The 14,674-nt window shown below is 42.5% G+C and carries 11 protein-coding genes; 7 read left to right on the plus strand and 4 right to left on the minus strand.

The genetic code is table 11. The features are described from left to right. Positions 1-252: 252 nt before the first annotated feature. Complete coding sequence (locus K0I62_RS13455; RefSeq protein WP_220068600.1) at positions 253-861, plus strand: response regulator transcription factor; 609 nt, start codon at positions 253-255, stop codon at positions 859-861. A gap of 16 nt (positions 862-877) precedes the next feature. Here the strand turns inward: K0I62_RS13455 and K0I62_RS13460 are convergent, their stop codons facing one another. Further along, positions 878-1,756, minus strand: coding sequence for a LysR family transcriptional regulator (locus K0I62_RS13460; protein ID WP_220068601.1), 879 nt, complete (start codon positions 1,754-1,756; stop codon positions 878-880). 249 nt (positions 1,757-2,005) lie between these two features. Next, a complete protein-coding gene (locus tag K0I62_RS13465) occupies positions 2,006-2,851 on the minus strand; it encodes a DUF3465 domain-containing protein (protein ID WP_220068602.1) in 846 nt (281 codons plus the stop codon). A 168-nt stretch (positions 2,852-3,019) separates the two neighbouring features. On the opposite strand from K0I62_RS13465, the gene K0I62_RS13470 reads away from it, so the two are divergent. Both K0I62_RS13470 and K0I62_RS13475 read left to right on the plus strand, forming a co-directional pair. Then, positions 3,020-4,309: an O-acetylhomoserine aminocarboxypropyltransferase/cysteine synthase family protein gene (locus K0I62_RS13470; protein WP_220068603.1), complete on the plus strand. Its 1,290-nt coding sequence runs from the start codon at positions 3,020-3,022 to the stop codon at positions 4,307-4,309. 317 nt (positions 4,310-4,626) lie between these two features. Beyond that, a complete protein-coding gene (locus tag K0I62_RS13475; protein ID WP_220068604.1) occupies positions 4,627-5,739 on the plus strand; it encodes an HD domain-containing phosphohydrolase in 1,113 nt (370 codons plus the stop codon). A gap of 421 nt (positions 5,740-6,160) precedes the next feature. Here K0I62_RS13475 and K0I62_RS13480 read toward each other — a convergent pair whose 3' ends face one another. Continuing rightward, positions 6,161-6,913 (minus strand): DUF599 domain-containing protein, encoded by a 753-nt coding sequence (locus tag K0I62_RS13480; protein WP_220068605.1) that lies wholly within the window; start codon positions 6,911-6,913, stop codon positions 6,161-6,163. Between the two features lie 258 nt (positions 6,914-7,171). Between K0I62_RS13480 and K0I62_RS13485 the strand changes: the two genes are divergently transcribed. From K0I62_RS13485 to rsmS, 4 genes are all read left to right on the plus strand, one after another. Continuing rightward, entirely contained in the window at positions 7,172-8,761 is a 1,590-nt protein-coding gene (locus K0I62_RS13485) for a S41 family peptidase (RefSeq protein WP_220068606.1), read from the plus strand. Positions 8,762-8,763: 2 nt separating this feature from the next. Next, positions 8,764-9,171, plus strand: a complete 408-nt coding sequence (locus tag K0I62_RS13490) for a hypothetical protein (RefSeq protein ID WP_220068607.1) — start codon at positions 8,764-8,766, stop codon at positions 9,169-9,171. 355 nt (positions 9,172-9,526) lie between these two features. Further along, positions 9,527-11,920 (plus strand): TonB-dependent receptor plug domain-containing protein, encoded by a 2,394-nt coding sequence (locus K0I62_RS13495; protein ID WP_220068608.1) that lies wholly within the window; start codon positions 9,527-9,529, stop codon positions 11,918-11,920. A 212-nt stretch (positions 11,921-12,132) separates the two neighbouring features. Next, a complete protein-coding gene (gene rsmS, locus K0I62_RS13500; protein WP_220068609.1) occupies positions 12,133-12,315 on the plus strand; it encodes a pleiotropic regulatory protein RsmS in 183 nt (60 codons plus the stop codon). 143 nt (positions 12,316-12,458) lie between these two features. On the opposite strand, the gene K0I62_RS13505 is transcribed toward rsmS, so the two are convergent. Then, the gene (locus K0I62_RS13505) at positions 12,459-14,282 is read right to left on the minus strand and encodes a S8 family serine peptidase (RefSeq protein ID WP_220068610.1); all 1,824 of its coding nucleotides are present in this window, start codon (positions 14,280-14,282) and stop codon (positions 12,459-12,461) included. Between the last annotated feature and the right edge of the window lie 392 nt (positions 14,283-14,674).

A 14,674-nucleotide genomic window follows, 5' to 3' on the forward strand; every position in this document is an offset into this window, starting at 1 on the left:
TAACAACGATTACTTTAACATTCATTTTAACATAAAACCGGTGAAACATTGATTGATCATCCGTGCCTAAATAGTTAATACGATCAAATTTCAACTATTGGCCTACAAACTAAAAAACACATACAATTCAATATTATAAAATCTAGCTTGGCTAACAAAAGCATTAGCTTCAATTTGGAAAGGTAGGATTTCCTAAATTGCAGCTCCAAACTGATAGTATGAATCCCAAGGTAGCTATGGGGGAATCATGTTATGCCGTTACAACAAACTAACTTAAAAATATTAATTGTGGAGCCAAATCCGTTACTTCAAGTTGGATTGTCAACAATTTTAAAAGAAAATTATCCTAACGCTGTGATCTCTGTAGCAGATGCGGTTCAAAAGGCTAATAGTATTATCTGTAAAGATACTGTAGATCTTGTCATATTAGAATCTGATATAGATAATTATGATGGATTCAATTTAATACAAAAAATCAATATTGAACAGCGACACTGTAAGGTATTATGTTATTCTAATGCTAATTTAAAGTTAGCATCTTCTCTCGCTCATCAACTTGGTGCAAAAGGTTTCATTGATAAAAACGCGTCTGCAAACGAAATTATTAGCGCTATAAACTGCTTACTCGCTGGATTCCTTCTATTTAAATCAGACAATGAAACCGATATTATGAAATTATCAAGACGTGAAAAGATGGTTTTTTTATACCTATCAAAAGGGTTAACAAATAAACAAATTTCTACTAAGTTATTCCTCAGCGAAAAAACAGTGAGCACCTATAAAGTAAGACTGCTTAAGAAATTAAATTGTAGTTCTTTGATAAACTTAATGCCTTATCAAGAAAATTTAATATCCACTTAAAATAGATACTTCAAGATTAATCGAATATATTTTTTATCGTCGCTACTATGTGTTTCTTTATGTTAGACTCAAGAAAGTTAGATTTAATATTCACACAGATTTTCAAGTTTAAATTAACGACATCATCTGGAAGAATAAAAGTTAACAACCCATCATTTGTATCGATTAGCTCAGCAGGCATTAACATAAAAAAGTCACTATTTTTTACAATTTTTTTAGCTGCAATAAAATCATCAACCTCAAGCTGACTACTTAACGTTATCCCACTGGAAAGCAGTGCATTAATAAAGAATTTTTTGTCTTCATTCCAACCATAAACGTTTGATAAAATAAATGGTCTATTATTAATATCTGAAACCGATGATATCGGATATTCATTACTCGTAATCACTGCAAGCTTTAAATTTTTGACTGGTATCTGACGAATACTTTGGCTTCTATCAATGTTAAATAGGTGCAACCCGATATCCACCTCTTCGTTAAGCAATGCACGTTCCGTACTTTCTCCCCAATTTTTGATGTAGAGCTTAGCTTTCGGGAATGCGGACCTTAAATTGCTATATATTTTGTCGCCATATAGACCGCAAAGATGACTATTAATCATCACCTTTATCTTCCCTTGATACTCGGCAGGGCTATACTCCGCTGGATACAAAGCGGTTTCTATTTCAGCAAAATAATTTTCTAATTTTGGTAACAACTCCCGAAGGTAAGGAGTCAGTTCATTCTTACTTCCAATGCGAACGAGCAGAGGATCACCCAGTTGCTCTCTTAGCTTTGTAAGGTCCTTGCTGATAGAGCCCTCTGAGCGATCTAATCTTGCCGCTGCAACTTTCAGCGTAGCACTTTTTGAAATGACAATTAGATTGTTGAGTAAATTATAATCTATGTTCATATTCGCTTCCTAGCGACAAGTGTATTTAAACTAATGAAGAGCTCTATCTAACTAATAATACTTCTTTAAAAATTTAACAACAAATCATGATAATACTAATAAATTTCGGCTTATTTGCTAGCCCATTCAAACGTGCAAGATATTGACCTGAGCTACATAGATTACGGATGTGATAACTCAGCTATTTGAGTACTGTAAAATATAATTTCATATTCGAAATTTGAGACTTCGATCGATTAAAGCTTAATACTATTGATAAGTGCATCCATTGTGTCTTAACCAACCACCTTGATGATGTCCTTTGGGATCATGATGAGTCCAGTGCACAACACCACCGCGGCTGTTCCACTCATATTGACCCGAAAAGCTAACATTATCACCAACATTAAGGCTGTCGATACGCGGCGCTAAGTCGATATTATGGGCCACCAGCAATGTCTGACCTGTCGATAACCGCAGAATAAACTTCTGGTGACGACTGCCCTCATTATCATCGGCTAATAATTTTGTCACCCGACCTTGGCTCTGAACCATCACGCCGCTTTGTTGCAACTCAAATGCACTGGCTATCACGCTGTCAGCGTTAACCTTGCCATCAATGTTAGCGGTATCGGCTAGGGTAGAGCCTGCCTCGATGGTAGTCTCATCTGGCGTAAACCAAAAACGTTGATATAGTTCGCTGCCTAGCGCCAGCAGCAATATCATCACTAGGATACGCAGCACAATGCCAATTAATGGGGATTGCGATGAATGCTTTCGTTTGCTTTTATGCTTAGTTGTTCGCTGAACACTTTGCTTAGAATGAGCGTCAGACGAAGGGAAAGCCTTAGCCGTTGAGTTCGAATCGACAAAATGAGGCGCTACACCATCTATGCGCGCATTGATTGCTGCGCGTTTACCATTTGGTTGCGCTTCTATTTGAAAATAAACCATATCGCCAACGACAGGACGCCTACTCATATGACGTAGCGTTTTAGCATGAATAAACAGCTCATCAGGTTCGGACTGACTATCACTGGGTTCGACCTTAATAAAGCCATAGCCTTTATCATCTTTCCAGCGTACTAATGTCCCTTTTCTTATCGAAGCCGTCATCGATTATCCAGTAGCTAATTAGTTTCCCTAAACATCACAATATCATATCGATTTCCTATCTGTTATCACTAAAGAGATGAAGCCTTATCAACCTAAAAAACATTTAGACATCTAGATGGCCGAGTGATATGTTCGATACTTACTCAAAGGAATAGGAATGGATAAACGATGAAACTTGAATCACTAGCACTGCATCACGGGTACGAATCTGAAGCAACCACCAAAGCCGCTGCGGTACCTATTTATCAGACGACCTCTTATACCTTTGATGACACTCAACATGGTGCCGATCTTTTCGATCTTAAAGTGGCGGGAAATATCTACACCCGCATAATGAACCCGACCACCAATGTCTTAGAGCAGCGTCTCGCCGCCATCGAAGGCGGTATTGGTGCATTAGCAGTTGCATCAGGCATGGCAGCCATCACCTACGCCATTCAAGCCTTAACACAAGTGGGCGACAATATCGTCAGTACGAGCCAGCTCTACGGTGGCACCTACAATCTATTTGCACACACTCTGCCACGTCAAGGCGTTGAAGTACGCATGGCGGCGTTCGATGATTTTGCGGGTTTAGAAGCACTGATCGATGATAATACCAAGGCGCTGTTTTGCGAGTCTATTGGTAATCCTGCCGGGAACATCGTCGATATCGAACGTTTAGCCGAAATAGCCCATAAATATGGCGTGCCATTGATGGTCGATAATACGGTGGCAACGCCAGTATTGTGTCGTCCATTTGAGCATGGGGCCGACATCGTGATTCATTCGTTAACCAAGTATATTGGCGGTCATGGCACTACCATTGGCGGCGCAATTATAGACTCAGGAAAATTTGACTGGGCAGCTCAGCCTAAGCGTTTTGCACTGCTAAATGAACCCGATCCATCCTATCATGGTGTTGTTTACACTGAGGCCTTCGGACCAGCCGCCTTCATCGGACGTTGCCGCGTGGTTCCACTTAGAAATACTGGGGCGGCGCTGTCACCTCAAAGCGCATTTTTATTACTCCAAGGGCTAGAAACCTTAGCCTTAAGAATGGAGCGCCACTGTAGCAATGCATTAGCGCTGGCGACATACCTAGAACAACACCCTAAAGTGAGCTGGGTTAATTATGGGGCCCTTGAAAACAGCCCATATAAAGAAAATTGCAACAAAATTACTGATGGTAAAGCCTCTGGCATTATTAGTTTTGGCATTAAAGCCAACTCTCCCGATGAAGCTAAATCTGCTGGAGGGCGCTTTATCGATGCACTGCAAATGATCTTACGTCTGGTCAATATTGGCGATGCTAAATCGCTGGCTTGCCATCCTGCGACAACCACCCATAGACAACTCGATGCCCGAGAGCTCGCCAACGCAGGTGTATCAGAAGATTTAATCCGTATCTCGGTTGGGATTGAACATATCGACGACATCATCAAAGATGTGGCTCAAGCATTAGATAAAGCGATATAACGCGATCAAAGTCGGTAATATTGCTTCAATACGCCAAGTATTCATTATTACTTGGCGTATTTTTGCTTTAAGTTAATACCCATCAGTATAAGAAAATGATCGCCTTTAATGCTAAATCATCGCTGAGCGATCACACCGTTACACTAATGGGTATCACTTCATCTATCGTTTGATAAACGCCTATTTAAAATTTGCAGTCAAAATATGTTAAGGGTCTATACTTATTGTCAGGATGAACAAAGTAAGCTCTACCTTGATTATGCTAAGTTCAGGCTACTGAACGTCCTTGTTGATAATTGCGTGCCAAAGGAGCGGCCATGAATCACAAACCTTTAGACATAGGCCAACATTCGTCAGCGATGAATAAGTTAGTTTATCTCCATTTATGCACTCAAGAAAAAATCCCTGAAATTTCACGCATTGCCGTAGCCCTTTATGATCATGATACCGATAAGGTCAAAACCTTTATCTACAGCGGTAAACCCTCTCCATTAAATCACTATGAGGCAAAACTGTGCGACTGTTATTCACTTAACGAAATAGCAACCTCCAATAATGCAAGAATAGAGCAAGATTTACGAGTTTTCTGTAATAGTAAACACCGACATGCACAATTAATATATGAAGCAGGTTACCGCAGCAGTTATACGATTCCGGTGATCTATAGTGGTGAAATGTTAGGCTTTATCTTCTTCAATGCCGATATTGAAGATGTCTTCGACCAGCGCTGTATTGAATACCTAGATCTTATTGGTAACCTGCTGGCATTGATCTTAATCAACGAGCTTTCAGAGATAAAGACCTTAGCCTCAACCATGCAAACCGCAATAGATGTGACGCATTTCCGCGATCCAGAAACTGCCGAGCATTTATCAAGAATGTCGCATTATTCACGGCTTATTATATTAAAAGTTGCTGACATACATCAGCTCAATGATCATTTTGCCGAACACGTGTTTCTGTTTGCACCGCTGCATGATATCGGCAAAATAACAGTGCCAGATAGCATTCTATTTAAACCCGGTCCGCTGACAACACAAGAGCGCCAAGAGATGCAAAAACACTGTCAATCAGGCTTAGACCTCATCGACAAGTTACTCAATAATTATCATCTCAATAACTTAGACCACACCCAAATACTGCGCAACATAGTGATGTATCACCATGAAACCTTAGATGGGCAAGGTTACCCAAGTGGTTTAATGGGTAACGATATTCCAATTGAAGCAAGGGTCGTTGCAGTAGCGGACATATTTGATGCACTGACTAGCGTTAGGCCCTATAAAAAGGCATGGAGTAATCAAGAAGCTTATGCGGAACTTGAAAAATTAGCAGGAACAAAGCTTGATAGAGATTGTGTCAATGCACTCATTAACGCCCATGATGAAGTGATGACGATACAAGCGACCTTCTCACAAACACAACTTTAACAAAAAGCGGCCAATGCATAATACATGGCCGCTAATACAATCTAGCTTAATCTAAACTCATTTAAAAACGGCCAATAACGCCAAGATTCATATTCACACCATTCAGCGTTTGTTAGATAGTTGATACTAGGCTCATGGTGAAAAGCATGATCTTGCGCTGCAATAGCGCTCATGTTGCTAAGATTTAGAAGAATGACAAAAGAGAAGTCAAATAAATAGCTAAATCAATCCGTCGAATAATGATATTTAAGTCGGTTTAATACCTTGCTCCCCTAACGAGGCCTGATTAATAGAAGCGCTGTTACAAATACAATCAATAACGAATCAAATGCCGCGACCCCGCTCAAAAACCAACACGACAACAAAAACACAGCGGTAGCGCTCCAGCTGAAACAACTTTCTAATCAACGATCAACTCAAATTATCCTTGGTGTTGTACTTGTTTTGACTTGAGTTTGTTATCAGTAAGCTGTTTTTGCGCGTTTAAAATTTGCATTCCAGCGGTAATGGCGAGTACCGCCTTAGACTTAAACTCGCGGCAATAAAGGGTATAGACCACCACCAGACTCGCAATAATAAACAGCAGTGGATGAAAAAACCAACTTAGTACTGCCATGGCAAAATAGTAAGACCGCAATCCATAGTTATAAGAATGTGCAGCCTGATCTTGTACTATCGCCATCTGACTAGCGTACTCCATCAGCGCTGTATTCGTGCCGCTCTTATCTATAGGTGTCGCCCCAATCATGACATTCAAAAATCCATATTGACGCATCGACCAGGTAAACTGGAAAAAAGCCATTACAAAAATAAAGGTCAATAGACCTAACTTAAGTTGAATAAGCAGGTGTATCGGTGGCGCTGTCAGCGGAATAGAAGCAATCACACTTTCTAGTCGCTCAACCTGTGCAAAAAGCGTTAATACACCAGCGAGAACCAGCATTGTTGTAGATGCAAAAAAGGTTATATTTCTTTCTAAATTAGCAAGTAGTGCCGCCTCACCAACCCTGACCTCTCGGCCAATAAGTTGATGCATCCAATGAATTCGGTGCTGGTGTAAACATTTAGCGATACAGTTAGTCGTTTTAGCTTTCTTGCGCGCAAAGCGAGCATAACCAATCCAGCAAGTAAAAAAACAGATCACAGCAATAATATCGAGCAACGAATAACTCATGGTCGGATAACACCTTAAATAACGCCTTAAGTGGCTGGGAATAAAACTATATTTAATATAAATGGAATTGGATGATACGCAATCAATATCATAATGATTCAACTTAATGATTTTTATCAGCCTGAAAGCAATTCTTCACTGACAAAGTGAAATCATCTGTTATAGAATCAACTTAACAAAAGCGACACCAATATTCACACACAAGAAACAACCTATCAACAATTGAACCATTAAGAGTCGAATAGTAAAGGATTATTTATGCAGTTACTCACTAAAACCCTATTAAGCAGCTTTATGCTATCAAGCCTAATATTAACAGGATGTAGCGGTGGCGGCAGCGATACTGGTAGTAGCTCAAATAATAACGGCTCTATTGGCACAGGCAGCACCTTAAAATGGGTTGAAGGTGAGTTTCCCCCTTATCAGCAATTAGCCAATCAATGTGCGGTCAACAATTCAAGTTATGGATTAAATGAAAAACTCTGGTTGCGCTCTTGGAGTAACGACACCTATTTATGGTACAACGAAATTATCGATAGAGATCCAGCACCTTACGGTGTCATTGAATACTTCCAATTATTAAAAACCACCGAACTATCTGCATCGGGTAAAGAGAAAGATAAATTTCACTTCTCTATGCCAACCAGCGAATGGGAGCAACTCAACCAATCTGGAGCCTCGGTGGGATACGGTTTAAACCTCTATCTGCAACAAGCCAGCGCAGATGTTGATAGGAAAGTGACCGTAACCTATACCGAACCTGGGACTCCTGCGACCAATGCTAATATCGCTCGGGGCGCCGTTATCGTGAGCATTAATGGCGTCAGTGTAAAAGACGCCAACGATACGGCTTCAATCAACACCCTCAATCAAGGTTTATTCCCGACAACTGCGGGACAACAAACTCAGTTTTCTATCTTAGACCTGGGAGCCGCTCAGCCCCGAAATGTCACTCTTACGGCACAAACTGTGGTCTCAACCCCTGTACAAAACGTAAAAACAGTGGCTACGCCCACGGGGAACGTAGGCTATATGCAGTTTAACTCTCACATTGCTACCGCAGAACGTGGACTGGTCGATGCGATCACTGAACTAAAAACCCTTGATGTAAAGGATTTGGTACTCGATCTTCGCTATAACGGCGGTGGACTGCTAGCACTTGCGAGTCAGCTCGGTTATATGATTGCAGGTGAACAAGCAACCGAAAACCGTATCTTTGAACGCAGCACTTTTAACGACAAATACCCAACAACAGATCCTGTCACCGGAGAATCACTAACGCCGATGCCATTTATAGATCAATCCATCGGATTTAATTCAGGCCTACTCGGTGCAGGCCAAGCCTTACCTTCACTTAATTTACAGCGCCTCTATGTCCTAACCACCGATAGTACCTGCTCAGCGAGTGAAGCCCTCATAAACAGCTTACGCGGCATTGATATTGAAGTGATTCAACTGGGCGGCACAACTTGTGGTAAGCCTTATGGTTTCTATCCAACACCTAACTGCGGCGAAACCTACTTTACCGTGCAATTTAAAGGGGAAAATGACAAGGGCTTTGGTGACTACTCCGATGGTTTTGTTCCTAGTACCAGCCCAACACTGGCGAGCGAAATCAAGGGCTGCCAGTTAACAGATGATTTAAGTCATGCATTAGGTGACAAGGAGGAGCGATTGCTCTCAGCGGCTCTCTATTACCGAGACAACAATCGCTGTCCAACGGCTCCAGCCTCTGTAGCGAAAGCCCCGGCTAAGCCACAATTTGTTGACCAAGGTTACATACTCGAAGATACCCGACTACAAAATGTGATGTTTAATAATCGCATCTTAACTCAGGTGAAACAGTAGCCATGATAAAGCCGCGCCTTATTAACTGTGTGTTAGGTCTCACCCCATTCCTGTTAATGGGGTGCAGTCTGCAGGCTGATGATAGTCAGACTGCAACCGCATTACCCGCTCCGGTACCAGCCTTGGTCACAGAGCCTAGCGCCGAGAGTATCAATGAACTGGAAATCGCCATCGCGAACTTACTGAAAATGGAACAGGTGACGATTGCCGATAATGCATTTACTCGCAATAGTCGCCTCTCTTTAGAGCGAGCGCCTCATACCGATCCTAATGGTCAGTTACTGATGGGGCGAAGCTTTGAACTCCCTGAAATTGTGCAGCTGTGGATCAGTGGTGATAAATGCTTTTTGACCGATAGCAACAACCATCGCAGCCCCCCACTCACCCACACTCTATGTCAGGCTGAATGATTAAACTTATTTGCTTGCAAGGACATGCCACTCACAAATAAGAGTGTACGCCTAACACAATGGCTGCTTTCCCCAAAGTAGCCATTGTTTATTTTACAGCTTTGCTCAATCGATGGTCAGCACTAACTTTATAGCAATATGTGACACCTTTTAGCCATCTAAGCCTTCGTCCCCCCTAGATCTACACTTATAGACCTTGCCTTGATCCCATTTTGTCTGAAGAACAAGACCCCATCCACTAATAATATTTAGAACCGTCCGCACTGAGTTAGTACATATCCGTCTAAATGTAACAATTGTTACAGTGATAATATCCCGCCAATTGAATTGTTTCCCATCTATATTAAGAGGTCTTATGCGTTTAGCTGTTACCGCATTGGCAGTGTCATCTGCACTAATTATTCCTACCGTTCACGCTGAAGAGCAACAAGCCAGCTTCGAAAAAATCGAAATTATAGGCTCACGTATCGCGCTGCGCACAGCAACAGATAGCGTTGCTCCAGTGGACATTATCACCGCAGAGCAGCTTGAGTCGACGGGGATGACAGAAACGGCTAAAGCATTGCAATTTGCTGCACCAAGCTACAGTTTTCCTTTCTCATCGGTAACCGATGGTTCCGATGCTGTGCGCCCCGCAAGCTTACGTGGTCTATCACCCGATCACACCTTAGTACTCGTTAACGGTAAGCGTCGCCACGGCTCAGCCCTTGTGCATCTTAGTGGCACTGTTGGTAAAGGCTCATCCAACGTCGACTTAAACGCAATTCCAATCACGGCCATCAAGCGTATTGAAATTCTCCGTGATGGCGCATCGGCGCAATATGGTTCTGATGCCATTGCTGGCGTCATCAACGTGGTACTAAAAGACGGCAATCAAGGCGGTAGTGTGTCTGCTCAGGCAGGACAAACCTACTTAGGAGATGGTGAACAATGGCGTGTTGGTGTCAACCACGGTATAAATTTAAGTGACGATGGTTTTGTTAATATTTCTCTCGAAGCCCACCACAAAAATAGTACTAACCGTGCAGGATTAGATCCGCGCCAACAATATCCAGAGTTATCTGACGACTCACCCGACCCTCGCGAAGCCACTTTTAACCGCAAGAGCCACCAAGTGGGTGATGCTGAATATGACAACCTAGGCTTATTTATCAATACGGCAAAGTCTATATCAAATAATGGCAAGCTCTACGCGTTTGGCGGCATCAGTCAACGCGAAACCAAATCTGGCGCGTTTTATCGCAGAGCTATCGATAAACGTAACCTAACCGAAGTTTATCCCGATGGTTTCTTACCGCAGATAAACCCTAAAATTATCGACGCCTCATTGGTATTTGGCTATGAATTCAGTCTAGACAAATGGAATATTGATGCCTCAATAGGCCATGGTGAGAATTCATTTAACTACAATATTGATAACACCTTAAATGCATCCTTAGGCCCGACGAGCCCAACCGAGTTTGATGCCGGTACACTAACGACCCGTGAAACTAATGTAAATGTCGATGTATCGCGCTATTTTTCCTTTGTAAATGATTCGGAGATCCTGTTTGCAACGGGTATTTCATGGCGTAAAAACGGCTACCAAATTGAAGCGGGTGAAAGTGGTTCATACATCAATGGCGGTTATGATAACCGCGCCGCAGGTAGTCAAGGTTTTACCGGTTTTACCCCTGAATCAGAGGTCGATGAAACCCGCGACAATACCGGTGTGTATGCAGAACTAGAAAACCAGTTAACCGATGATTTCTATTGGGCCGCCGCACTACGTTACGAAAACTATTCTGACTTCGGCGGCAATACCAGCTGGAAACTGGCAGGTCGTTATGACTTTACCGATAGCTTAGCGCTACGCGGAACAATTAACACAGGCTTTAGAGCACCGAGTGTACAACAACTGTACTTTAGCAATATCTCAACCTTGTTTAATCCAGATCCTATTACGGGTCAGCTAGTGCCGATGGAATCGGGTACCTTCAACACTCTATCACCTGTGACTAAAGCACTGGAGATCAATGAACTCGATCCTGAATTATCGCAATCTTTTAGTTTGGGTCTGGTATACCGCAATGATACAGGTTTAGCGCTTACATTAGACGCGTATCAAATCACTGTGGATGACCGTATTATTCTGTCGAGCTCTGTCACCGCAGACGATTCCCCCTCAGTTGCGCAAGCACTAGCCGGAACCAATGCAGAGTCAGCACGATTCTTCATCAACGCTGTCGATACTCGTACTCGAGGTGTTGATCTTGTGATAAGCCAAGATTTTGATATCGGTTCGTGGGGGGATTTAAGGACAAACTTAGCCTATGCCTATAATAAAACTGAGATCCAAAACATTCATTTTCCACAGGTCTTGGATGGTATAGGTGAAGAGCTATTTGATCGTATCGAACAAACGCGAATGACCTCTGCTACACCAAATAACACTGGCAATATTGGTATTACCCATGAATTAGGTGATTTCAAGACCAATATGCGTCTTAGTTACTTTGGTGACTATACTGTGGGCTATTCAACTGGCGATGTGAATTACAGCGATCAATGGGTGATGGACTTATCGGTGCGATATGCTGCTACCGATGCATTAAGCTTCACCGCTGGAGCACAAAACCTATTTGATGTGTACCCAGAGAAACGTCCAGATAGCAATAATTACAATGGCATCTTCGTATATCCGTTAACCAATACTCCATTTGGTTTCAATGGTGGTTACTTCTTCTTAGAAGCAAAATATACCTATTAAACCATCATTGTCTCATTCTCCTAAAACAGGCCTCTAAACGGCCTGTTTTTTTATCTCTAGAAACTCATTCAAGGCGAAGAACGATGGAACGCTTGCCCATTGTGAGGCCGTTCAACACCGAAGTAGGATGCCCATAAAGGCGATAGCACAAGCAACTTGTTCCTGCTGACTAGCTATGTGAAAATCAATGGCAATAAAATAGAGGATGTAATATGGCACAGCAACCGAGTCACACCGATGCCGCAGAAAGTGGTCTCAAGCAAGCAAGCGAAGAAGTAAAACTCGCTGTCGATCTAATTTACCTGCTCGAAACTCATGAGATTGCACCCGAGGTAGCATTAGCGGCATTAGATATCGTGAAGCAAGATCTACAAGGGAAGTTGAATAAAAAGTAATGAAACCAAGCTTAGCGGCACCACCTCCAGTCTCCCGCTAGTGCTCCTGCAGATATTCTCCTCTTAATATCCAAACACAGACCTAGTTTATAAAAAAACGCAGCCTTAGCTGCGTTTTTGGATTAATTAATAAAACTATTTATTTAGAACACAACGGTTGCATCAGCAGTACAAGTTGAAGTACCAGCATCACAGGCTTTATAAGTGTATGTTCCGCCGCCCTTACTACTGATAGTGTCTGTATAAGTGCTGTTAGCAGAAGTTGTGGTAATTTGATTACCATCACGATAAACATCAACATTAGCGCCAGCTGCACCGCTGAAGGTTAAATCAACTTTCTTCACGCCTTTGCTTTTATAGCCATTAGCAGCAATAGAGAAATCTCCACCAGTTCCACCACCATTATCGCCACCAGCGCAACCATTGGCAGTGAGGTATGCATCTGCCGCAGCGGCCTGAACGATACCGTAACCGAAGTAGACATCTTTACCTGCTGCACCACCATCAAGAGCGGTTGCTTTCAGCGCTTCACGGATCTCACTACCAGTACATTGGTTATGATTAGACCACACAAGCGCAGCAATACCTGATACCGCTGGCGTTGCCATTGAGGTTCCACTCATAAAACCGTAATCGGCAGTGCTAATGTCAACCGTGACAGACGTTGCCGCCGTTAACGCCGCGCGATCCTCTTGCGCCGTGCCCACTGCGGGAATAGTTGTCGCATTAGTATCGCCTAATGTACCGTACAACATCCCTGGTTCATTGTTGATGATAACAGCACCGATACCACCAGAGTTTTCACAGTTAGCCACTTTATCGTGGAAAGAAATAATACCGCGGTCGATAATACACACATTCCCGTTGGCACCAGCATCTGTAGCTTCGGCGGTTCCCATAAAGTATGTGTTACCAGTTACTGTGCCTGAATTTTCCATTGCACTACTCGCGACATAACCACCATCAGCAGTCAGATTGGAGGCCGTAGCCATGCCAGCAGGATAAGTTGACAGCGTATCAACACCTCCAGCAGTAACTTCAACACAGATAGTTTCATCTATGGTGGCTCTTTTACCACGACCAGATGTACATGAAGGATACTGAGAGAAATCTGCGATATTATTATTCGCATCATTTGCACCCACCATCATCACTGATGGATAGCCAGCAGGATATGAACGAACGCTATTACCATCGTTACCGGCTGCGGCAACAACTAAACCACCAGCATCAACGAAAGCTTGAAACGCATTGGACTCCGTAGAATTAGCACCGCCACCACCTAAACTCATGCTAATGATGTTCGCACCCGCAACACTACACAGATTAGCCGCATGTGCTAGATCTGATGAATAGCCCCATCCTTCAGCATTAAACACTTTAATGATGTGCATATCAACGCCAGGCGCCATACCAACAACACCTATATTATTATCGGCCGCACCAATTGTACCCGCGACGTGAGTGCCATGTGGGCCACCATTTTCATTCCAATTACCGGTACCAGAATCATTATTACCGCTAATATTATTCCAAACAAAATCAGGATTAGATGCATCAAGCCCGGAATCAATGATACAGACCTTCATCCCCGCAGCGCTGTTAAAGCTAATTTTATCGGCTTGAGATTGATACACTGCATAGGGAGTAATCTGCTGTGTCATTGGATTACCAGCATCGTCACTAAACCCCATTAAGCGGCGACGTTGATCTGCTTCAACCAATTTGACATGAGGATTGTTTAGTAACCCTTTCACCTGCGCCAAATCTTTACCGCTGAATGTCGCAGCAATAAAGCCATTGCCATCGACATGGATCTGCGCGCCAAGCTTCTTTGCTAACGCCTTAACGACACCTTTATTGCCATTTTCCACTTGGATGATGTAACGGTCATCATCAGCAAAAGCCTGTGTTGAAATGCCAACGCTAATTGCCATCACGGCACTTGCTAATTTAGCTAACTTCATGAAAATCTCTCCATTATATTTTTTATTAAGAGTTGCTTGTTAGAATGTTGTTTTAAACAGCAAATACCACGACATTTAAATCTTCCATTGCGACCATATATGATATTTACCGCTAGCAAACGAAAACAAACCTATCACAACAACTTAAAAACAACAAACAATCAACAAAAAACAAACATATATTGCATTATAGTGCATTTGGCATAGGCAGTACGGCTAAAATGAGAAAATAATAACGTCTATGCGTAATGAAAATGAGCTTAATAACAGGCCAAAAATAATGATTCAAGCGGTGACTCGCGTAGAAGACGTCGGTAACCAATAAGGTAGATATCCTCCTCAACACGTTTTGACAATGTACAGATGATCAGAAAAAAGCATTATTGATGCCT

It is taken from the genome of Shewanella psychrotolerans (assembly GCF_019457595.1).
In the GTDB taxonomy this organism is placed as follows: Bacteria; Pseudomonadota; Gammaproteobacteria; order Enterobacterales; family Shewanellaceae; genus Shewanella; species Shewanella psychrotolerans.

Bases quoted from the DNA above. Each gene is read 5' to 3' on its own strand.
- K0I62_RS13455 (WP_220068600.1), top strand. From the start codon at position 253: ATGCCGTTACAACAAACTAACTTAAAAATATTAATTGTGGAGCCAAAT.
- K0I62_RS13460 (WP_220068601.1), bottom strand. From the start codon at position 1,756: ATGAACATAGATTATAATTTACTCAACAATCTAATTGTCATTTCAAAA.
- K0I62_RS13465 (WP_220068602.1), bottom strand. From the start codon at position 2,851: ATGACGGCTTCGATAAGAAAAGGGACATTAGTACGCTGGAAAGATGAT.
- K0I62_RS13470 (WP_220068603.1), top strand. From the start codon at position 3,020: ATGAAACTTGAATCACTAGCACTGCATCACGGGTACGAATCTGAAGCA.
- K0I62_RS13475 (WP_220068604.1), top strand. From the start codon at position 4,627: ATGAATCACAAACCTTTAGACATAGGCCAACATTCGTCAGCGATGAAT.
- K0I62_RS13480 (WP_220068605.1), bottom strand. From the start codon at position 6,913: ATGAGTTATTCGTTGCTCGATATTATTGCTGTGATCTGTTTTTTTACT.
- K0I62_RS13485 (WP_220068606.1), top strand. From the start codon at position 7,172: ATGCAGTTACTCACTAAAACCCTATTAAGCAGCTTTATGCTATCAAGC.
- K0I62_RS13490 (WP_220068607.1), top strand. From the start codon at position 8,764: ATGATAAAGCCGCGCCTTATTAACTGTGTGTTAGGTCTCACCCCATTC.
- K0I62_RS13495 (WP_220068608.1), top strand. From the start codon at position 9,527: ATGCGTTTAGCTGTTACCGCATTGGCAGTGTCATCTGCACTAATTATT.
- rsmS (WP_220068609.1), top strand. From the start codon at position 12,133: ATGGCACAGCAACCGAGTCACACCGATGCCGCAGAAAGTGGTCTCAAG.
- K0I62_RS13505 (WP_220068610.1), bottom strand. From the start codon at position 14,282: ATGAAGTTAGCTAAATTAGCAAGTGCCGTGATGGCAATTAGCGTTGGC.